19 protein-coding genes are annotated in these 19,328 nt (G+C 65.3%); 10 read left to right on the plus strand and 9 right to left on the minus strand.

Features of this window, described 5'->3' with window-relative positions; genetic code table 11:
- The first annotated feature begins 25 nt into the window (after positions 1–25).
- From prfB to AAXE93_RS05275, 6 genes are all read left to right on the plus strand, one after another.
- A protein-coding gene (gene prfB, locus AAXE93_RS05250) for a peptide chain release factor 2 (RefSeq protein WP_115131273.1) occupies positions 26–1,154 on the plus strand; the annotation gives its coding sequence in 2 pieces (ribosomal slippage) (positions 26–100 and positions 102–1,154; 1,128 coding nt in all).
- A 4-nt stretch (positions 1,155–1,158) separates the two neighbouring features.
- Positions 1,159–1,323: a DUF3285 domain-containing protein gene (locus AAXE93_RS05255; RefSeq protein WP_115131274.1), complete on the plus strand. Its 165-nt coding sequence runs from the start codon at positions 1,159–1,161 to the stop codon at positions 1,321–1,323.
- A 2-nt stretch (positions 1,324–1,325) separates the two neighbouring features.
- Entirely contained in the window at positions 1,326–1,844 is a 519-nt protein-coding gene (gene ybeY / locus AAXE93_RS05260; RefSeq protein WP_115131275.1) for an rRNA maturation RNase YbeY, read from the plus strand.
- A gap of 104 nt (positions 1,845–1,948) precedes the next feature.
- The gene (locus AAXE93_RS05265; RefSeq protein ID WP_244272960.1) at positions 1,949–2,356 is read left to right on the plus strand and encodes a diacylglycerol kinase family protein; all 408 of its coding nucleotides are present in this window, start codon (positions 1,949–1,951) and stop codon (positions 2,354–2,356) included.
- Positions 2,357–2,370: 14 nt separating this feature from the next.
- Positions 2,371–2,964: an aminodeoxychorismate/anthranilate synthase component II gene (locus AAXE93_RS05270; RefSeq protein ID WP_115131277.1), complete on the plus strand. Its 594-nt coding sequence runs from the start codon at positions 2,371–2,373 to the stop codon at positions 2,962–2,964.
- Between the two features lie 35 nt (positions 2,965–2,999).
- Positions 3,000–3,722: an MBL fold metallo-hydrolase gene (locus tag AAXE93_RS05275; RefSeq protein WP_115131278.1), complete on the plus strand. Its 723-nt coding sequence runs from the start codon at positions 3,000–3,002 to the stop codon at positions 3,720–3,722.
- Here the strand turns inward: AAXE93_RS05275 and AAXE93_RS05280 are convergent.
- Genes AAXE93_RS05280 through mnmE form a run of 5 tightly spaced genes read right to left on the minus strand, consistent with a single transcriptional unit; the run spans position 3,706 to position 9,832 of the window.
- The gene (locus AAXE93_RS05280) at positions 3,706–4,689 is read right to left on the minus strand and encodes an asparaginase (protein ID WP_390128817.1); all 984 of its coding nucleotides are present in this window, start codon (positions 4,687–4,689) and stop codon (positions 3,706–3,708) included. The genes AAXE93_RS05275 and AAXE93_RS05280 overlap by 17 nt on opposite strands.
- Entirely contained in the window at positions 4,686–5,804 is a 1,119-nt protein-coding gene (locus AAXE93_RS05285; RefSeq protein WP_390128819.1) for a pyridoxal phosphate-dependent aminotransferase, read from the minus strand. Before AAXE93_RS05285 ends, AAXE93_RS05280 begins: the two co-directional genes overlap by 4 nt.
- The gene (gene argS / locus AAXE93_RS05290; RefSeq protein WP_390128821.1) at positions 5,801–7,573 is read right to left on the minus strand and encodes an arginine--tRNA ligase; all 1,773 of its coding nucleotides are present in this window, start codon (positions 7,571–7,573) and stop codon (positions 5,801–5,803) included. Before argS ends, AAXE93_RS05285 begins: the two co-directional genes overlap by 4 nt.
- Positions 7,574–7,616: 43 nt before the next feature.
- Positions 7,617–8,456 (minus strand): carboxylating nicotinate-nucleotide diphosphorylase, encoded by an 840-nt coding sequence (gene nadC / locus AAXE93_RS05295; protein ID WP_390128823.1) that lies wholly within the window; start codon positions 8,454–8,456, stop codon positions 7,617–7,619.
- A gap of 23 nt (positions 8,457–8,479) precedes the next feature.
- The gene (mnmE, locus tag AAXE93_RS05300; RefSeq protein WP_115131283.1) at positions 8,480–9,832 is read right to left on the minus strand and encodes a tRNA uridine-5-carboxymethylaminomethyl(34) synthesis GTPase MnmE; all 1,353 of its coding nucleotides are present in this window, start codon (positions 9,830–9,832) and stop codon (positions 8,480–8,482) included.
- Positions 9,833–9,886: 54 nt separating this feature from the next.
- Here mnmE and AAXE93_RS05305 point away from each other — a divergent pair, with 54 nt between their 5' ends.
- The gene (locus AAXE93_RS05305) at positions 9,887–10,360 is read left to right on the plus strand and encodes a DUF2062 domain-containing protein (protein WP_390128826.1); all 474 of its coding nucleotides are present in this window, start codon (positions 9,887–9,889) and stop codon (positions 10,358–10,360) included.
- On the opposite strand, the gene AAXE93_RS05310 is transcribed toward AAXE93_RS05305, so the two are convergent.
- Positions 10,357–12,690, minus strand: a complete 2,334-nt coding sequence (locus AAXE93_RS05310) for a bifunctional (p)ppGpp synthetase/guanosine-3',5'-bis(diphosphate) 3'-pyrophosphohydrolase (RefSeq protein ID WP_115131634.1) — start codon at positions 12,688–12,690, stop codon at positions 10,357–10,359. The two genes, AAXE93_RS05305 and AAXE93_RS05310, sit on opposite strands and share 4 nt — an antisense overlap.
- A gap of 20 nt (positions 12,691–12,710) precedes the next feature.
- Between AAXE93_RS05310 and AAXE93_RS05315 the strand changes: the two genes are divergently transcribed.
- On the plus strand, positions 12,711–14,351 hold the full coding sequence (locus tag AAXE93_RS05315) for a dipeptide ABC transporter ATP-binding protein (RefSeq protein ID WP_390128829.1): 1,641 nt from the start codon (positions 12,711–12,713) through the stop codon (positions 14,349–14,351).
- Between the two features lie 4 nt (positions 14,352–14,355).
- Here AAXE93_RS05315 and AAXE93_RS05320 read toward each other — a convergent pair whose 3' ends face one another.
- Together AAXE93_RS05320 and ylqF are read right to left on the minus strand one after the other, a co-directional pair.
- The gene (locus AAXE93_RS05320) at positions 14,356–15,357 is read right to left on the minus strand and encodes an RluA family pseudouridine synthase (protein ID WP_115131286.1); all 1,002 of its coding nucleotides are present in this window, start codon (positions 15,355–15,357) and stop codon (positions 14,356–14,358) included.
- Positions 15,354–16,220 carry a ribosome biogenesis GTPase YlqF gene (gene ylqF / locus AAXE93_RS05325; protein WP_390128833.1) on the minus strand — a complete coding sequence of 289 codons (867 nt, stop codon included), beginning with the start codon at positions 16,218–16,220 and terminating at the stop codon, positions 15,354–15,356. The genes AAXE93_RS05320 and ylqF overlap by 4 nt, the downstream gene beginning before the upstream one ends.
- Before the next feature lie 118 nt (positions 16,221–16,338).
- Between ylqF and AAXE93_RS05330 the strand changes: the two genes are divergently transcribed.
- On the plus strand, positions 16,339–17,544 hold the full coding sequence (locus AAXE93_RS05330) for a phosphoglycerate kinase (RefSeq protein ID WP_390128835.1): 1,206 nt from the start codon (positions 16,339–16,341) through the stop codon (positions 17,542–17,544).
- A 141-nt stretch (positions 17,545–17,685) separates the two neighbouring features.
- Entirely contained in the window at positions 17,686–18,573 is an 888-nt protein-coding gene (locus AAXE93_RS05335; RefSeq protein WP_390128837.1) for an NAD(P)-dependent oxidoreductase, read from the plus strand.
- On the opposite strand, the gene AAXE93_RS05340 is transcribed toward AAXE93_RS05335, so the two are convergent.
- Entirely contained in the window at positions 18,570–19,307 is a 738-nt protein-coding gene (locus AAXE93_RS05340; protein ID WP_390128840.1) for a hypothetical protein, read from the minus strand. The genes AAXE93_RS05335 and AAXE93_RS05340 overlap by 4 nt on opposite strands.
- Between the last annotated feature and the right edge of the window lie 21 nt (positions 19,308–19,328).

A 19,328-nucleotide genomic window follows, 5' to 3' on the forward strand; every position in this document is an offset into this window, starting at 1 on the left:
TCAGAGGCTGATCAGGACAGAGTCCTTGCTGGATCTCACCGACTTCAAACGCGATCTCTCCGAGCTCACTGACCGCCTGGGCAATGCCCAGGACTGTCTTTGACGTTCCTGCACTGAACGCCAGGCAACAGGATCTCGAACAACTCGCGGCCCAGCCCGATTTCTGGGATGACCAGCAGAACGCCCAGAAGCAGATGCGGCGTCTGGATGAGGTGAAGGCCCAGCTGTCTCAACTGGCCGGATGGCGCGGTGCGGTCGATGACGCCCAGGCCACCCTTGAGCTCTACGAACTGGAGCCCGATGAGGACCTGCTCCAGGAAGCTCAGAACGGGCTAAACCAGTTGCGCCAGGGGCTGGACCGCTGGGAACTGGAGCGCCTGCTCAGTGGCGAATACGACAAGGAGGGAGCGGTTCTCAGCATCAATGCAGGCGCCGGGGGTACCGACGCCCAGGACTGGGCCCAGATGCTGCTGCGCATGTACACCCGCTGGGCGGAAGACCGCGGCATGAAGGTGACTGTGGACGAACTCTCCGAAGGTGAGGAGGCGGGGATCAAGAGCGCCACCATCGAAGTAGAGGGCCGCTACGCCTACGGCTACCTGCGCAACGAAAAGGGCACCCACCGCCTGGTGCGCATCTCGCCGTTCAACGCCAACGACAAGCGCCAGACCAGCTTTGCCGGCATCGAAGTGATGCCGAAGCTGGAGGAGGAAGTCGACATCGACATCCCCGAAAAGGACCTCGAAGTCACCACCTCACGCTCCGGTGGCGCCGGCGGCCAGAACGTGAACAAGGTGGAAACCGCCGTGCGGATTCTCCACATCCCCACCGGCCTGGCGGTGCGTTGCACCCAGGAACGCTCCCAGCTTCAGAACAAGGAAAAAGCGATGGCCCTGCTCAAGGCCAAGCTGCTGGTGATTGCCCAGGAACAACGGGCCGCCGAAATCGCCGACATCCGCGGCGACATCGTTGAAGCGGCCTGGGGCAACCAGATCCGCAACTACGTGTTTCACCCGTACCAAATGGTGAAAGACCTGCGCACCAATGAAGAAACCAACGATGTGCAAGCGGTGATGGATGGGGCCCTCGACCCGTTTATCGATGCCTGTTTACGCCAGGGTGTCGACAGCCCCGGCGCCGACGCCGATTCCTGATCCCATGGCCAGCGAGAGCACCCCACCGCCGAGCTTCGTCAAACAGGCCATGCGCAACATGGTGCGCAAGGGCAGCAAGAGCCTGTTCCACTTCGGCCTCACCGCCCTGGGATTCCTCAGCTTCATCACCCTTGTGGCTTGGCTGGGGCGACCGACCCTGCCGGGTTAGGCATGGAGCTCGACCTTGCACTGGATCGGCAGGGGGTAACGCTGCAACCGTCCGACAGCACCGATCTGCTCGATGAAACGGCCTGGCTCCAGCAGCTGAAGCACTGGCTCAACGGCATCTGCGGGGATGCAAGCCTCGACTGCCCAACCCTGGTGCGTGCAGCGAAAGAGCTGAGCCTGGGGCTGCGTTTCACCGATGACGCCAATATCGCGGATTTGAACAGCGCCTGGCGCCAGAAAACAGGCCCCACTGATGTGTTGTCGTTTGCCGCCCTCGACGACGCTGGCGACTGGATGGAAGGCCCCAGCATCGAACTGGGTGACATCGTCGTCTCCCTGGAGACCGCCCGGCGGCAGGCCCAGGAGCAGGGGCACAGCCTGCAGCGGGAATTGCGCTGGCTGGTGAGCCATGGCCTGCTGCACCTGCTGGGCTGGGACCATCCCGATGACGACAGCCTTGCCGCAATGCTGGCCCTGCAGGAGAGGCTTCTTGGGGATGGGTGGCCTGGAGAACCCGGGTAATCTTCGAAAAGCGGGCGTGTGGCCTGCGGAGTCTGCGTTCCGTTCCGATGACCACTGAATCGCCCCGGACACCCTCCGCAGACGCAGCTTCAGAGGAGGTGGCCATGGTGCCCAACGCGATGCGACGACGGGGCAGCTGGCGCATCGCCGGTGATCTGCCCTCGAGTTTTCGCTACGCGGCCCAGGGCCTTGGCTACGCCTTCCTCACCCAGCGCAACTTCCGCATCCATGTGGTGACGGGGCTGGTGGTGTTTGGCCTGGCCACCTGGCTGCAACTGGATCTGATCCGCCTGGCCGTGTTGGTGCTTACGGTGGCTGCCGTTCTGGTGTTAGAGCTGCTGAACACAGCGATGGAAGCGGTGGTGGATCTGGCCATTGGCCGGCGCTATCACCCCTTGGCCCGCATCGCCAAAGACTGTGCCGCCGCCGCCGTGCTGACGGCCGCCATCAGCTCCTTGCTGATTGCTCTGTTTCTCCTGCTTCCGCCGCTCCTGCTCCGCCTGGGGCTCTGACTCCCGATTCGCAGATGCTGCTGGTCATCGACAACTACGACAGCTTCACCTTCAACCTGGTGCAGTACTTCGGTGAGCTCGCCGCTCAGCATCCGGTGGCAGCCGATCTGCAGGTGCATCGCAACGACGCCATCAGCCTCGAGCAGATCCGTGCCCTGAAGCCCGACGCGATCCTGCTCTCCCCAGGCCCTGGCGACCCGGATCAGTCGGGCGTCTGCCTCGACATCCTCAAAGAGCTTTCCGCAACGGTGCCCACCCTGGGGGTGTGCCTGGGCCATCAGGCCATCGCCCAGGTGTACGGCGGCCGGGTGGTGCGCGCCCAGCAGCAGATGCACGGGAAAACCTCCCCCGTGCTGCACAAGGGCGACGGCGTGTTCGCGGGACTGCCCCAACCGCTGACGGCCACCCGCTACCACTCCCTGATCGCCGAACGCGACAGTCTTCCGGACTGCCTCGAGGTGACCGCCTGGCTCGAGGACGGCACGATCATGGGCCTGCGGCACCGCGACCATCACCACCTGCAGGGGGTGCAGTTCCACCCCGAGAGCGTGCTCACCGATCAAGGCCACCAACTGCTGGCCAATTTCCTGCGGGAAGCAGAGGGATAACGCTGTTAGCGTCCGAAACACGTTCAGCCCTGCCCATGTCCGTCCTGCGTTCCGCCGTGACCGCCGCTGCAGGCCTGGCACTCAGCCTCACGTCTCCGGCCTGGGCAGGCGGTGGGGTGTCGATCAGCAGCTACGGGCAACGTGCCCTGCTGATCCAGGGGGGCGGCCAATCGGTGCTGCTCAACCCCTACAAGGCCGTGGGCTGTGCAGCAGGCCTGCCCGAGCCTCGGGTAACAACCGGCGTTGTTCTGGCCAACTCCGAACTCGCCGATGAAGGGGCCCGCGATGTGGCCGGCGGCCGTTTTCTGGCCCAACCGGGGTCGTACCGCATCAGCGGCCTGAGCCTGGAGGGTTTTGCCAATCCCCACGACCGCGTGGGCGGGCGCCGCTTTGGCAACGCCACCCTGTGGCGCTGGCAGCAGGGTGGCCTCAGCTTTGCCCATCTCGGTGCCACCGCTGGAGAGCTCACGGCTGCCGACCGCGTGCTGCTCGGCAACCCCGATGTGCTGATCATCGGCGTGGGTGGCGGCAGCAAGATCTACACCGCCGAAGAAGCTGCGGCGGTGGTGAATCAGTTGAATCCCAAGCGCGTCATTCCTGTGCAGTACGTCAACGGCGAGGCACCTGAAGGCTGCGATCAAGAGGGTGTGCAGCCCTTCCTCGATGCCATGGGCGGCACCGCCGTGCGCCGGGTGGGCCGGAGCCAAACCCTGCCGGGCCGCCTCGACGGCACCACCGTGATCACGGTGATGCAGTGATCAGCGCCTGCAGCTGATTTCTGTCCCAACCCGCCAGCACAGCCAACAACAACAACACCCGGGCTTTCTGGGGATTGAGGCTGCCTGCAGGCAGCAGCCCGAGCCGATCATCCTCTGAATGGTGGTGAACAGGCCCCGAACCGCAACGGTTGGCCCGCAGCATCAACGGCCGCTTCCCTGGCAAAGCCTCAAGCGCCGAACGCTCAGCCGCCGACAACTGGCCGGCGCCCGTGCCGGTGAACACCAGACCCTCAACGCCGGCGTTGAGGCAAGCGCTGAGCAGGAGCGGCTCGGGCTCCACACACCCGTAGACGATCGGCACCTGGGGCCATTGCTCCGGCAAATCGAGCCCAGCAAAGGGCACCTGCCGGGGTCCACTCGCCATGGGCAGATGAACGCCAACGTCATCCACCCAGCCCAAGGGCCCGCGACCGGGACTGGCGAACGCCCCCACCCCCTGGGTGGCCAACTTGGTGACCAACTGGGCGGCATGGATCTGGCCATCCATCACCACCAGCACGCCCTGACCGCGAGCTTCTGGGCTTGAGGCCACTTGCACCGCCTGCAACAAATTGAGGGGGCCATCGGCACTGAGGGCCGTGGCCGGCCGCATCGCACCCACCAGCACCACCGGCCGGGGATCATCGATCAACAGCTGCAGCAACCAGGCGGTTTCCTCCAGCGTGTTGGTGCCATGGGTGATCACCACTCCAGCCAGCTCGGGGTCTGCCGCAAAGGCAGCACGAATGCGCAGCACCAGCGCGCGCCAATGGGCAAACAACAGGTCGGCGCTATCGACATTGGCCACCTGCTCAACACTGATTACCGCCAGATCCTGCAGCTGCGGCACCGCCGCCAGCAGGACATCGCCCCCCAGCACGCCCGCGGTGTAGTTGTTCAGCGTTGCACTGTTCTCCGCACAGCCGGCAATGGTGCCGCCGGTGGCCAGCAGCAGCAGGCGGTTCATCGCTCCAGGGGGAGGAACGCCTCCATGAAGCGCTGCATCTGGCTGGTGGTGCCGATGCTCACCCGGAAGCAACCATCAATCAGGGGCTTGCCTGCCATCGAACGCACCAGGATTCCCGCCTCGCGCAACGACGCATCCACGGCATCAACGGGTCGCTGGGGCCAGATCAGCAGATAGTTGCCGCCATCGCAGTGATGCCGAACCCCCGCATCCTGCAGCGCCTGCAGGGTCCAGTCGCGAGCCCGCAGCACCTCGGCCACGTAGGCATCCACATAGGACTGATCCGCCAAGGCGGCAAAGGCCGCGGCCACGGCCACGCTGTTGACGTCATAGGGCCCCGTGACGCGACTCACCCGATCCACCACATCGGCATGGCCGATGGCAAAGCCAATCCGCAAACCCGCCAAACCAGCTGTTTTGGCCAGGGAGCGGAACACCAGCAGGTTCGGTGTGGCCGTGAAATCTGCGCTCGGCAGCACACTGTCTCCGGTGAAGGCTTCATAGAGCTCATCCACCACCACCAAGGTGCCCGGGGCTGAGGCCGCCAAGGCGATCACCTGATCGGCTGGCAAGCGCGTGCCAGTGGGGTTGTTGGGGTTGCAGATCAACAGCAACCGCGGTGCTCGAGCCGCCAACGCCTCCTGAATGGCCGCCAGCGGAAAATCGAACGTCTCCCCTTCGTAGGGAATCGCCTCGATCGTCATGCCCTGCATCCCAGCGCAGGGGCTGTAGTACCCGAAGGTGGGCGCTGTGGTCAGCAACGTCTCACCGGCATCGCCATAGGCCTGAAACACCGCATGGATGGCGGCATCCACGCCGTTGAACAGGCCCACCTGATCCGGCTTCAATCCCGGCCGGCAGCCGGTTTCCACCAGGTTCTGGAGCAACGCTTCCCGCAGGCCGTCGTACTCCGGATAAACGGCAATTTCTTCGGTGCTGAAATTGCGCAGCGCCTGGGCCACCAGGGGGCTGGGGCCAATCGTGTTCTCGTTGAAATCCAGCCGCAGCATCTGGCGGCGGCCCTCCAACGGCGCGCTGTAGGGCTTGAGCTGCTCAACGGCGGCGCGGGCCGCCGGAGCACCACCGGCTGTGAACGGTTGAGTGTTGTCGCTCACATGCGGTCCAGGGTGGCGATGCCCAGCAGTCCGAGCCCCAGTCTGAGGGTGTCTGCCGTCAAACGGCAGAGGGCGAGGCGGGATGCCAGCGCTTCAGGATCGGCCTTGAGCACCGGCACCTGGTCATAGAAGCGGTTGAACACCTGGCTGAGCTCGAACAGATAACTGCACAAGCGGTTGGGGAGCAGCTCCTCCTCCACTTCAGCGATCACGGCATCGAACTTGAGCAGCTCCCGCACCAGGGCCCACTCCTGGGGCTCGCTGAACTGCAGTTGGGCATTGGTGGCCGCAAGGTCGCCCCCCTTGCGGGCGATACCGGCGATGCGCACCACGGCATAGAGGAGATAGGGCGCCGTGTTGCCCTGCAGCGCCAGCATCCGATCAAAGGAGAACTGGTAATTGGTGATCCGGTTCTGGCTGAGGTCGGCGTATTTCACCGCCGCCAAACCCACGGTGCCCGCCACATGCTGGATGAACTCCTCCGACTCGCTGCGTTCCTCCTCCTTCAGGCGTGAACGCAGATCGGTTTCGGCGCGCTCGACGGCTTCATCGAGCAGATCCCGCAGACGCACGGTGTCGCCAGCGCGGGTCTTGAGCTTCTTGCCGTCCTCCCCCTGCACCAGGCCAAAGGGCACGTGCTCGAGACGCGCACCATCCGGGATCCAGCCGGCCCGTTCGGCCACCTGGAACACCCCGGCGAAATGGTTCGCCTGGCCGGCATCGGTGACGTACACCACCCGGCGGGCACCATCCCCCTCCGGCGCCGCACCGAAGCGGTAGCGGATCGCCGCCAGATCGGTGGTGGCGTAGTTGAAGCCGCCGTCGCTCTTCTGCACGATCACCGGCAGGGGCTTGCCGTCCTTGCCCTGCACCCCCTCAAGGAACACGCACTGGGCACCGTCATCGGTGACCAGCAGCTCAGCGGCCTTCAAGCCATCAATCACCGCCGGCAGGAAGGGGTTGTAGAACGATTCCCCGCGTTCGCTGAGGCGGATGTCGAGCCGGTCGTAGATCTTCTGGAACTCGCGCCGCGACTGGTCGCAGAGCAGGCCCCAGGCCTTGAGCGACACAGGATCGCCCCCCTGCAGCTTCACCACCTCATCGCGGGAGGTGGACTGGAAGGCTTCATCGTCATCGAAGCGCTTCTTGGCCTCGCGGTAGAAGGCCACCAGGTCTCCCAGATCCACCGCATCGGCGGTGTCCAGGGCTTCCGGCGCCACCTGCTTGAGGTGGGTGATGAGCATGCCGAACTGGGTGCCCCAGTCGCCCACGTGATTGAGGCGCAGCACCGGATGACCGCGGAACTCGAGCACCCGCGCCAGCGAGTCGCCAATGATCGTGGAGCGCAGATGCCCCACATGCATCTCCTTGGCGATGTTGGGGCTGGAAAAATCCACCACCACCGGCGCCGCGTTGCTGACCGCCGGCACGCCGAGACGCTCGTCCCCCAACCGTGCCGACACCTCCGCCGCCAGCCGCTCCGGGCGGATCGTGAGGTTGATGAAGCCCGGCCCGGCGATCTGCGGCTCCAGGCAGAGGTCGGTGAAGGCGGGATCGGCCTGCAGCTGCTCCACGATCGCCGTGGCGATCTGCCGAGGAGCCTGCTTCAAGGGCTTGGCCAGGGGCAGCGCGCCGTTGGCCTGGAAGTCGCCGAATTCCGGCTTGCTGGCAGGAGCCAGCTGGGGGTCCAGCCCCGCATCGGCCTCCGGGAAAGCCCGTTGCATCGCCGCCCGCAACTGGGCATCCAGGGACTGGGACAGGCTGAGCATGGGCAGTGCGTGGCCGGGGGAATCCGGCTCTGATCATCCCTCTTCAGGTGAAACGCATGCTCAAGTCGAGCCAGCGGCTGCGGGTGACCGGCGCGCTGGTGGAGATCAGATCAATGCCGGTGGCGGCGTAGGCCTGCAACTGCTCAGGCTGAATGCCGGAGGCCTCCAGCACCACCACACCGGTGCTGCAGTCCCGCAGGCGCGGCACCAGCTGGGTGAGCTGCTCAGGGCTGAATTCATCCAGCAGCACCCCATTGGCGCCCGCCTGCACCGCCTCCAATGCCTGGGCCTCCGTCTCCGCTTCCACAATCACGGCCGTGGGCCAAGGGGCCTGCTCACGCACGGCCGTGATAGCCGCTGTGATGCCCCCTGCCCAGGCGATGTGGTTCTCCTTGAGCATGGCCGCGTCATCCAGCCCCATGCGGTGGTTGATGCCGCCGCCGCAACGCACCGCGTATTTCTCCAGCAGACGAAGCCCAGGCGTGGTCTTGCGGGTATCAGCCAGCCGCACACCGGTGCCCTCAAGCTGGGCCACCAATGCAGCGGTGGCGGTGGCAATGCCCGAGAGGCGCATGGCCAAGTTCAAGGCGGTGCGTTCCCCAGCCACCAAAGCCTTGGCCGGCCCCTGCAGCTCCAGCAGGCAGTCCCCGACCTCAACGGCGTCGCCGTCCTGCCGCAGCAGGCGAACGCTCACCCCGGGATCCAGACGCTGGAATAGGCGCTGCACCAACGGACCACCACAGAACCGGCCCGGCTGTTTGGCGACCCAATGGGCCTGACCCTGCTGGCCCTGCAAGGCAGCCGCCGTCAGATCACCGCGGCCGATGTCTTCCGCCAGCCAGGCCTCCAATGCGGCGGTGAGTGCCGGGGATTGCCAGTCCAAACCGTTTCAGACGTCCGCTGAACCTATTTTCCGATGCAGAAGCGCGAAAACACCCGATCCAGCACCGCTTCGGTGAGCTCTTCCCCGGTGATCTCCCCCAGCGCGCGGATCGCCTCCCGCAGGTCGATGGTCCAGAAGTCCCACGGCAGCTGCTGGGCCGCCACCTCCTGGCTGCGGGCCAGGGCTTCGGCGGCTCGGGCGGCCAGATCGCGTTGGCGTTGGTTCAGCGCCACCAACATGCCGTCGGTTCCAGCAGCCCCGCAACGCTCCAGCAGGGCCTGCACCAGGTCGGCCTCCCCCGTGCCCTCCAAGGCCGACAACTGAACATCCACCGGCTGGGGGAAGGTCCCCGCGGGGAGATCCGCCTTGTTGGCCACCAGAATCCTGGGGATCTGCGCGGGGATGCGCGCCAGCAAGGCGGCGTCTTCAGCGGTCCAGCCCGCATGGCCGTCGAGCACCAACAGCACCACATCCGCCGTGGCCAGTGCTTCCTCGCTGCGGGCAATCCCCAGCTGCTCTACCGCGTCATCGGTGCTGCGGATGCCGGCGGTGTCGAGCAGGGTGATCGGCACCCCCTCCAGCACAATCTCGCTCTCCAGCAGATCTCTAGTGGTGCCCGGCAGATCGGTCACGATCGCCCGCTCGCGGCGGCTGAGTCGATTGAGCAGGGAACTTTTTCCCACGTTGGGGCGACCCACCAAGGCGACCCGCAGGCCCTGGCGCAGGGCATCGCCCCGCTCGCCATCGCGCACCAACTGCTGAAGCTCCAGACGCACGGCTTGCAGCTGCTGCAGCAGGGCATCGCCATCGAGGGGCGGCAGGTCCTCCTCGAAATCCACCCGGGCCTCCAGCTCCGTGAGCTGATCGAGCAGCCGTTCCCGCAGCCCCGTGATCTGGGCCTGAATGCCGCCATCAAGGCCCGCCATGGCCAACTCGGCCGCCCGGCGACTGCGGGCCGCCACCAGCTCACTCACCGCCTCGGCGCGGGTGAGATCGAGCCGGCCGTTGAGCACGGCCCGCTGGCTGAACTCGCCCGGCTGGGCCCGGCGCACTCCCGGCTGCCGCAGCACCTGTTCGAGCACCCGCTGCACGGCGATCACCCCGCCATGGCAGTGGATCTCCACCACGTCCTCACCGGTGAAGCTGCGGGGGCCGCGCATCAGCAGCAGCAGCACCTCATCGAGACGGCGGCCCTCGCCATCGATCACATGGCCATACACCACCCGGTGCGATCCCCACTCCTGTTGGCCCGGGCAGTGCACCACGCTGCGCCCCGTTGCTTCCGCAGCCGGCCCGGAGAGACGAATCACGGCGATCCCGCCCTGCCCTGGGGCCACGGCGGTGGCCACGGCCGCAATCGTGTCGGTGCTGGGCACAGCATTCGCCGCTGGTGATCCATACCTAGGATCCGGCCGATTTCTGCTGGGTTCATGCGCCGGTTGCTGCGCCTCAGTCGCATCCGGATGCGCCGCGGGGTCCTCTGGTTGTGGAGACAGGAAGGCACACCAGGCCAACGGGCCCGTGGCCTGGCCGCTGGCGTGTTCTGCGGCTGCTACCCCTTCTTCGGGCTGCAGATCTTCCTCAGCGTGGGTGTGGCCAGCGTGGTGCGTGGCAATCACCTGCTCGCCGCTGCAGGAACCCTGGTGAGCAATCCCCTCACCTATCTGCCCCTCTATTGGTTCAACTATCTGGTGGGCTGTCAGCTGCTGGGCCCTGGCCAAGGCGGGATCAACCTTTCGGAGCTGGATCGCAGCAGCCTGTGGGTCCAGGGATGGGAGTTCAGCCAGCGCATCCTGCTCGGCTCCACCGTTGTGGGAATGGTGCTGGCCCTGGTGAGCGGCTGGATGGCCTACCGCCTGTTTCTGCGGCGTGAAGCCCGTGCCGTCGTGAGCCGAGGCAGCTAGCTCGTGCCCACCCGGGCAATCCCGATCACATCCGCCATCGAGCGGATCTGGTCCATGGTGCGGCTGAGCTGATCGGCACCCTCCAGCTCAACCCGCAGATCAATGCGGGCAGGCTTGCCAGCGGCGGTGGTCACCCGCGCATCACTGACGTTGATGGCCCCATCGGAGAGACGCAGCAGGATGTCTTTGAGGATGCCGACGCGATCGATCACTTCGATCCGCAGCTGCACCGGGAAGCGCTGTTTCTCCTGTTCGGCGTGGGTGGTATTCCAGCGCACGGGAAGGCGACGTTCCCGGGGGATTGTCTCCACGTTGGAGCAGTCCTGCCGGTGAATGGTGATGCCGTGGTTGCCGAGGGCCACCGTGCCCACGATCAACTCACCCGGCAGCGGACTGCAACAGCCGCCAAGGCGGTAGTCCAAGCCCTCCAGCCCCAGGATCGCCCCTTCGCCTCCGGAACGGTCCGGCGCCTGATCCCGCGATGGCAGCAGCGCCGCGGCCACGTCTTCGTTACTGGGTGGGGCCTGCTGCTGTTCCGCCAGCAGACGCATCTCCTCCCGCAAACGGTTGAGCGCCTGCTGCAGCGTGACGTCTCCGAACCCCAGTGAAGCCAGCAGGTCTTCGGTGGTGGGCACATTGCAGCGCTGCGCCACCCGCTGCATCGCCTCACTGTTGAGCAGGGCATCGAAGCCATCACGGCCCAGCTCCCGCTCCAGCAGATCCTTGCCCCGTTCAATTGTTTCGTCACGGTGGCTGCGCTTGTACCACTGGCGAATGCGATTGCGGGCCGTCGGCGTGGCAACGAAGTTCAGCCAATCGAGGCTGGGATGGGCCGTCTTGCTGGTGAGCACCTGAACGAAATCACCGTTCTGCAACGGCGTCGCTAGCGGACACAGCCGATCGTTGATGCGAACGCCATGGCAGTGGTTGCCCACCTCGGAGTGGATGCGATAGGCGAAGTCGACGGCTGTTGCCCCCTTGCGCAGACCGAGCACATCACCCTTCGGAGTGAACACGAACACCTCTTCGTCGAAAAGGTCTTCCTTAATCGAAGAGAGGTAGTCGTTGTGATCGTCGTTGCCGCCTTCCTGCTGCCAATCCACCAGCTGACGCAGCCAGTTGAACCGCTCCGCATCACTGCCGCTGCTGGCCGGTGAGCCGCCTTCCTTGTATTTCCAGTGGGCCGCAATCCCGAATTCGGCCACATGGTGCATCTCAAGCGTGCGGATCTGCACTTCGATCGGGCGATGCCGACCGATCACCGCCGTGTGCAGGGATTGGTATCCGTTGGGCTTGGGCAACCCGATGTAGTCCTTGAAGCGTCCCGGAATCGGGCGGAAGGTGTCGTGAACCACAGCGAGGGCGCGGTAGCAGCTCTCGACATTGGGTGTGAGGATCCGCAACGCCGCCACGTCGTAGATCTCGTGGAACTCCTTCTGCTGGCGCTGCATCTTGCTCCAGATGCCAAACAGATGTTTGGGGCGACCACTCACCTCGCAGTGCTCTAGGCCGGCCCGTTCCAGCCGCTCGTTCAGCAGTCCCACCGTGACGCCGAGCCGCTGCTCGCGCTCGCTGCGCTTGGTGGCCACCTCCTCCTGAATCTCCCGGAAGGCCTCCGGTTCCAGCAATTTGAAGGCCAGATCCTCCAGCTCCCACTTGAAGCGGCCGATGCCAAGGCGATTGGCGAGGGGGGCATAGATCTCACGGGTTTCGCGGGCAATCCGCTGGCGCTTCTCCTCCTTCAATGCACCCAGGGTGCGCATGTTGTGCAAGCGATCCGCCAGCTTCACCAACACCACACGGATGTCGCTGGCCATCGCCAGGAACATCCTGCGCAGATTCTCCGCCTGAGCTTCCGTGCGGTCGTTGAAGTGGATGCCGCCGAGCTTGGTGACCCCCTCCACCAGTTCACGCACCTCGGAACCGAAGTGCAGCTCGATCTGATCGGGGGTGACGTCGGTGTCTTCGACCACGTCGTGGAGGAACCCCGCGGCGATCACCGGGGCGCTGGCGCCGATGTCCCGCAACAGATCAGCCACCGCCACCGGATGGACGATGTAGGGGTCCCCACTGGCGCGGAACTGGCCTTCGTGGAGCTGAAAGCCGAAATCGAAGGCCGACACCAGCAGCGCCTCGGGATCGGTGGGGCAGCTCTGGCCAATGCCGGGCGGCACATTGGCGATGCACTCCCTCAACCAGTCCGGCAGATCGATGCCGTAATCGTCCGGATGGCGGACGGGATGACGCCTCACTTCTGGCAACGCGCAGCCCGCAGTGGCCGAACCCGTGCTGGTTCGGGGCTCTTTGGGTGTGGAGGCAGCGTTGAGCATCCGACCCATCGGGTCAATCCATGGTATTCAGTGCAGGACCCCCTGTCGCTCGCGCAGCACTGTTCATGGGCCGGCCTGTTCTGGAACTCGAACAGCTGCGATTGCGCTATCCCGGCAGCAACTCCTGGACGCTGGATGGGCTGAATCTGAGCCTCGAGCCGGGAGAGACCCTGGCCTTGGTGGGATCTTCGGGCTGCGGCAAAAGCACGGTGGCGCGGGCCGTGATGCAGCTGCTGCCCCAGGGAACGGTCTGTGAAGGACGGCTGGCCTTGACCGGCCAGGATCCACGCCAACTCAGGCGACCGCAGTTGCGGCAGCTGCGGGGTGAAGCCGTGGGTCTGGTGTTCCAGGACCCGATGACGCGGATGAATCCGCTGATGAGCGTGGGCGGCCATCTGATCGACACCCTCAGGGCCCACCGACCTCAAACCAGTGCCACGGCCCACCAGGAACGGGCCCGAGAATTGCTGGAGCGGGTGGGCATTGGCGCCAACCGTTTCCGTGCCTACCCCCATGAGCTCAGTGGTGGGATGCGCCAGCGCCTGGCCATTGCCTTAGCGATTGCCCTGGAACCACCGCTGCTGATCGCCGATGAACCCACCACCAGCCTGGATGTGGCGGTAGCCGGGCAGGTGATGGCGGAACTCAGCGGCCTCTGCCAGGAACTGGGCAGTGCCCTGCTGCTGATCAGCCACAACCTGGCCATGGCCGCCCGCTGGTGCGAGCGCATGGCCATGCTCGACGGCGGACGCAAGGTGGAGGACGGCCCCAGCCATCAGCTGCTCACCCGGCCGCAGTCGCCGGTGGGGCAACGGCTGGTGGCCTCCGCCCAGGCCCGGGAAGGGGGACGCTCACCGGCACGTCCCGACAACGGCAGCGTGCTGCGGGTGGAGGAGATGCGCTGCTGGCATGCCCTGGGGGGCGCACCTTGGGCACCCCTCTGGCTGAAGGCGGTGGATGGGGTGAGTTTCGAGCTCAGGGCCGGGGAAAGCCTGGGGGTGGTGGGGGCCTCCGGCTGCGGGAAAAGCACCCTCTGCCGGGCCTTGATGGGGCTCAATCCCATCCGCGGCGGACGGGTGGACCTGCTGGGCCAGGACCTGCTGAGCCTGCGTGGTGAGGCGCTGCGAACGGCCCGCCGGGCCCTTCAGATGGTGTTTCAGGACCCTCTGGCCTGCCTGAATCCCGCCCTGCAGGTAGCCGATGCCATCGCCGATCCGTTGCTGATCCATTGTCTCTGCTCGAAAGCAGCAGCCCGGGAGGAAGCCCGTCGCCTGCTGGAGCGGGTCGGCCTCAGCCCGGCCGAGCAGTTTCAAGATCGCCTGCCAAAGCAGCTTTCCGGCGGCCAGCAGCAGCGGGTGGCGATCGCCCGAGCCCTGGCGCTAAAGCCCAAGGTGCTGATCTGCGATGAGAGCGTCAGCATGCTCGATGCCGAAGTGCAGGCGGATGTGCTGGCACTGCTGCGGGAGCTGCAGCAGGAACTGGGCCTGGCGATCGTGTTCATCACCCACGACCTCTCGGTGGCCAGTGGCTTCTGCCACCGGGTGATGGTGCTCGACAAGGGGAAAGTGGTGGAGGAAGGCCCAGGAGACCGGATCTTCAGCGCGCCTCAGGCGCCGATCAGCCAAATCCTCGTAGAGGCTTGCCCAAGGCTGCCGCGTTAAGCCCTCAGCCCGACGCGGCGCGGCGCCTCAGCACCCCCAGCAACTTCTCCATCACCGGAGGCAGGGGAGCTTCGAACAGCATCCGCTCGCGGGTGATCGGATGGTCGAGCCCCAGCTGCACGGCGTGCAGGGCCTGGCCGGGCAGCTCGATCGGCAACTTGCGGCAGCGACTGTAGGTGGGGTCACCCACCACGGGATGGTTCATGTGGGCGCAGTGGACGCGGATCTGATGGGTCCGCCCGGTGTCGAGCTTGAACCGCAACAGGGAGTAGTCGCCGAGACGCTCCACCAGGGTCCAGTGGGTGCAGGCGTAACGGCCGTTTTCGCTGCTCACCACCGCGTACTTCTTGCGATCCGCCGGATGACGGCCAATCGCCCCGACGATCGTGCCCGAGTCGCCGGCCGGCACGCCATGGACGACGGCGAAATACTCGCGGGAAGCGATCCGTTTCTGGATCTGCACCTGCAGCCGCACCAGGGCCTCCTGGCTCTTGGCGATCACGATGCAGCCGGTGGTGTCTTTATCAAGGCGGTGCACGATCCCGGGCCGCAACTTGCCGCTGATGCCGGGGAGGTCCGGGCAGTGATGCAGCAGGCCATTCACCAGGGTGCCGTCCTTGTTGCCCGGCGCCGGATGCACCGTCAGCCCGGCCGGCTTGTTGAGCACGATCAGATGGTCGTCCTCAAACAGCACATCCAGATCCATTGGCTCCGGCTTGAGGTAAGGCAGCGGTTCCGGTGGCGGCATCCACAGCTGCACCTCATCGCCCTGGCGCAGGGGGGTTTTGGCCTTGCCGGTCTTGCCGTTGACGCGCACGTAGCCCGCGTCGATGAACTTCTGGATCCGGGCCCGGCTCTGCTCCGTCCGCTGGCTCACCAACCAACGGTCGAGCCGCATCGGCAACGGCTTGGGATAGGCCAGCGTCAGCAGCTCTCCCTCCCCTTCACCAAAGCGATCGGTGAATGTTTCCTCCGGCAACGGAGGACGTTTCCACTGCGGACTCATGCCGGCAGCTCCAGGGCAATGCTGCCGAGGGCCGACTTGCGGAAATCATCCAGCAACCGCTGTGCCATGCGCGCTGTCTCACCGGAGGTGTGGCGGGCCGCTGCGGCATCCAGCCAGAGAGCCGGGTCGGCCGTTTCACCGCTCAAGGGAATGCCGTAGCGCTCCTGCAGCAGCGGAATCGTCACCCCAGCGGCAGGCTGCGATTCCACATCCAGCAGCAACTGAAGGAAGGCCTGGGCCACCAGTTCACCGTCGTAGGCGGCCTGGCCGATGTCGTCGCAAAGGGCCAGCCGCAGGGCCGCCTGCTGGTCGTCGAGCCGAGGCGGCAGGACGCCAGGGGCATCCAGGAGGTCAAGGTCTTGCCCCAGACGCACCCAGCGCAGGGTGCGCGTCACGCCGGCCCGCCGGGCGCTAGCCACCACCTTCTGCCGCACAAGACGGTTGATCAACGCCGACTTGCCCACGTTGGGAAAGCCCAGGGTGAGCGCCCGCACGGGCCTGGGCCGCATGCCCCGGTTGCGGCGGCGTTCGTTGAGCTGATCGCCGGCACGGATCGCGGCCTGCTGCACCTGCTTCACGCCGGTACCGGCCTTGGCATCACACCAAGCCGTCCGCTGGCCTTGGGCCTTGAACCAGGACTCCCAGGCCTCCTTCGCTGCCGCGGTGACCATGTCGCGCCGGTTGATCACCAACAGATGCTGCTTGCCCTTCAACCAGCGGTTCAGATGGGGGTGTCCCGTGGCCAGAGGAATACGGGCATCACGCACCTCAATCACCAGATCTACCTTGTCGAGATGGCGCTTGAGCTGCTGCTCCGCCTTGGCGATGTGGCCGGGATACCACTGGATCGTTGGGGTGGTCACGAACGCAAATGCACAGAACAGACGGCCAGCCGGAACAGATTCACTTTGAACGCGCTGGCGCCATTGCCATTCACACGGGTTAATCTCACCCCGTTTTCTTACCGCACGACACAACCCTATGGCGAAGCGTTCCCTGGCCAGCCTCAACGCCGGCGACCTGAGCGGCAAACGCGTTCTCGTGCGGGTTGACTTCAACGTGCCCCTGAACGATGCCGGTGCGATCACCGACGACACCCGCATCCGTGCCGCCCTGCCCACGATCAACGACCTGATCGGCAAGGGCGCCAAGGTGATCCTGTCCGCTCACTTCGGCCGCCCCAAGGGCCAGGTGAACGACGCCATGCGCCTCACCCCCGTGGCCGCTCGCCTGAGCGAACTGCTGGGCAAGCCCGTGGCCAAGACCGACAGCTGCATCGGCCCCGACGCCGAAGCCAAGGTGGGCGCCATGGCCAACGGCGATGTGGTGCTGCTGGAGAACGTGCGTTTCTTCTATGAGGAAGAGAAAAACGAAGCCGGTTTCGCTGAGAAGCTCGCAGGCCTGGCCGAGGTTTACGTGAACGACGCCTTCGGCGCCGCCCACCGCGCCCACGCCTCCACCGAAGGCGTGACCAAGTTCCTCAAGCCCTCCGTCGCCGGCTTCCTGATGGAGAAGGAACTTCAGTACTTACAGGGTGCTGTTGATGAGCCCAAGCGCCCCCTGGCTGCCATCGTCGGCGGCTCAAAGGTGAGCTCCAAGATCGGCGTGCTCGAAGCCCTGATCGACAAGTGCGACAAGGTGCTGATCGGCGGCGGCATGATTTTCACCTTCTACAAGGCCCGCGGCCTCTCGGTAGGCAAGAGCCTGGTGGAAGAAGACAAGCTGGAACTGGCCAAGGAGCTCGAGGCCAAGGCCAAGGCCAAGGGCGTGCAGCTGCTGCTGCCCACCGACGTGGTGCTGGCGGACAACTTCGCCCCCGATGCCAACAGCCAAACCGCTGATATCAACGCCATCCCCGACGGCTGGATGGGCCTCGACATCGGCCCCGATTCGATCAAGGTGTTCCAGGACGCCCTGGCCGACTGTCAGACCGTGATCTGGAACGGCCCCATGGGCGTGTTCGAGTTCGACAAGTTCGCTGCTGGCACCAACGCCATCGCCACCACCCTGGCCGACCTGAGCGGCAAGGGCTGCTGCACGATCATCGGTGGCGGTGACTCCGTGGCGGCTGTCGAGAAGGCAGGCCTGGCCGAGAAGATGTCGCACATCTCCACCGGCGGTGGTGCCAGCCTCGAACTGCTGGAAGGCAAGGTGCTGCCCGGCGTGGCTGCCCTCGACGCCGCCTGATCAGTGGCTCAGGCCTGGAGCTTCAGGTCTTGATCGATCTCGTCCCGGTCGTCCCTCAAAGCGGACGTCCGGGATTTTTTGTCCTGAAGGCACAACTGCAGCGCATCCGTCGACCAGGATCCAAATGCTTCGCCATGCGTCATGACAAAAGCTGACCTGAGCCTGGGCTTCGTGGGACTGGGGGCACTTGGCCTGCCCATGGCGATCAACCTGGACAAGGCTGGCTTTCCGCTGCGGGTGCACACCCGCAGCCGCAAAGCCGAAACCAATCCGGAGCTCGAGGGTGCAACGCCATGTTCCAGCCCAGCCGAAGCGAGCACCGGCGTTGATGTGCTGCTGCTGTGCGTCAGCGACGATGCAGCCGTTGAGGAGGTGCTGTTCGGAGCCAACGGGGCCGCATCACAACTGGGCATCGGCAGCGTGGTGCTTGATTGCTCCACCATTGCTCCCGCCACAGCCCAACACTGTGCGGAACGCCTGGCAGGTCAAAAGGTCCATTACATGGATGCCCCGGTCACTGGCGGCACGGAAGGGGCCAAACGCGGCAGCCTCACAGTGCTGGTGGGTGGAGCAAGCGAGCCATTGGAGCGGGTACGGCCCATCCTCGAGGTGATTGGAGGCTCCATTCATCACTTCGGTGACGTGGGGCGGGGGCAGCAGGTGAAAGCGGTGAACCAGGTTCTGGTGGCTGGCAGCTATGCCGCCGTGGCGGAGGCGGTGGCCCTAGGCCAGCGTTTGGAGCTGCCCATGCCCCAGGTGATCGATGCCCTCAAAAATGGTGCAGCCGGCTCATGGGCCCTCGACCATCGCAGCATCGCCATGCTGGAGGGCAGCTATCCCCTCGGCTTCCGGCTGAGCCTGCATCGCAAGGATCTCGGGATTGCCCTTGATGCAGCCAAGGTCGTCCAACTGCATCTGCCCGTCACAACGCTGGTGGAACAGCTGGAACTCGACCTGATCAACAACGGCCATGGTGATGAGGACGTGTCCGCCCTGCACCGCTGGAATCAAACAAGACAACGGAGCTAGTAGCTGCTGACCACGCGCACCCGTTTGGTGGCCGTCACCACGCCATCGGGATGCACCAGCATCACGGCCCAGGTCTGCGAACCGGGTTGCTGCGGAGCCTGAACGCTCTTGAACAAGCCACCCCCTCCTTGGGGAGCCAGCGGCAGGTTGGGACGGATCTGAGCCGACAGCTGCTCATCGGAAAGGTCGACCAAACCGCCCGCCACCAGGGCCTGGCCTAGCGGTTTTTCAACGATTAAGTCGACGTCATAACGGCTGCCGGTGAGCACCACGTCGGGGATGGCGACGTCAACCGCCAAGGGGCGCTCACCACTGCGCAGCAAGGACTGCTGGGCCAACAGTTCCTGCTCCACCAACTCGCCGCCTTCCAAACGAATCGCGATCTGTTCGCTGGCCTCAAGGGAATAACTGAGCCCCTGGGATTCAGCGGCACCCCGAACCTGCAGGCTGAGGGTTGGACGGCCATCTGGTGTAAGAGCTGCGGGCTCCACCTGCCAGGTGACCTCGGGAAAATCCTGCCGGAAACGCTCCAGGCGCTGGGCCAAAACAGGCTGAAGCTCAACGCTGGCCAGAGTGTCGAACGCCGAAGAGCTGCCGCTGTTCAATGCCGCTTGCAGGCGATCGCTGAAACGTTCAACCGCACTGCCCCCACGTCCGGGCGGCTCAAGGGCATGGACCGGTGACAAAAGCAACGCCATGGCCGACACGAGCGTGACTCCCAGAAAACGACGCACGGGCCAGACCACATCAACCCA

It is taken from the genome of Synechococcus sp. HIMB2401, from assembly GCF_042883245.1.
In the GTDB taxonomy this organism is placed as follows: Bacteria; Cyanobacteriota; Cyanobacteriia; order PCC-6307; family Cyanobiaceae; genus Parasynechococcus.

Bases quoted from the DNA above. Each gene is read 5' to 3' on its own strand.
- AAXE93_RS05255 (WP_115131274.1), top strand. From the start codon at position 1,159: ATGGCCAGCGAGAGCACCCCACCGCCGAGCTTCGTCAAACAGGCCATG.
- ybeY (WP_115131275.1), top strand. From the start codon at position 1,326: ATGGAGCTCGACCTTGCACTGGATCGGCAGGGGGTAACGCTGCAACCG.
- AAXE93_RS05265 (WP_244272960.1), top strand. From the start codon at position 1,949: ATGGTGCCCAACGCGATGCGACGACGGGGCAGCTGGCGCATCGCCGGT.
- AAXE93_RS05270 (WP_115131277.1), top strand. From the start codon at position 2,371: ATGCTGCTGGTCATCGACAACTACGACAGCTTCACCTTCAACCTGGTG.
- AAXE93_RS05275 (WP_115131278.1), top strand. From the start codon at position 3,000: ATGTCCGTCCTGCGTTCCGCCGTGACCGCCGCTGCAGGCCTGGCACTC.
- AAXE93_RS05280 (WP_390128817.1), bottom strand. From the start codon at position 4,689: ATGAACCGCCTGCTGCTGCTGGCCACCGGCGGCACCATTGCCGGCTGT.
- argS (WP_390128821.1), bottom strand. From the start codon at position 7,573: ATGCTCAGCCTGTCCCAGTCCCTGGATGCCCAGTTGCGGGCGGCGATG.
- AAXE93_RS05305 (WP_390128826.1), top strand. From the start codon at position 9,887: ATGCGCCGGTTGCTGCGCCTCAGTCGCATCCGGATGCGCCGCGGGGTC.
- AAXE93_RS05310 (WP_115131634.1), bottom strand. From the start codon at position 12,690: ATGCTCAACGCTGCCTCCACACCCAAAGAGCCCCGAACCAGCACGGGT.
- AAXE93_RS05315 (WP_390128829.1), top strand. From the start codon at position 12,711: ATGGTATTCAGTGCAGGACCCCCTGTCGCTCGCGCAGCACTGTTCATG.
- AAXE93_RS05320 (WP_115131286.1), bottom strand. From the start codon at position 15,357: ATGAGTCCGCAGTGGAAACGTCCTCCGTTGCCGGAGGAAACATTCACC.
- AAXE93_RS05330 (WP_390128835.1), top strand. From the start codon at position 16,339: ATGGCGAAGCGTTCCCTGGCCAGCCTCAACGCCGGCGACCTGAGCGGC.
- AAXE93_RS05335 (WP_390128837.1), top strand. From the start codon at position 17,686: ATGACAAAAGCTGACCTGAGCCTGGGCTTCGTGGGACTGGGGGCACTT.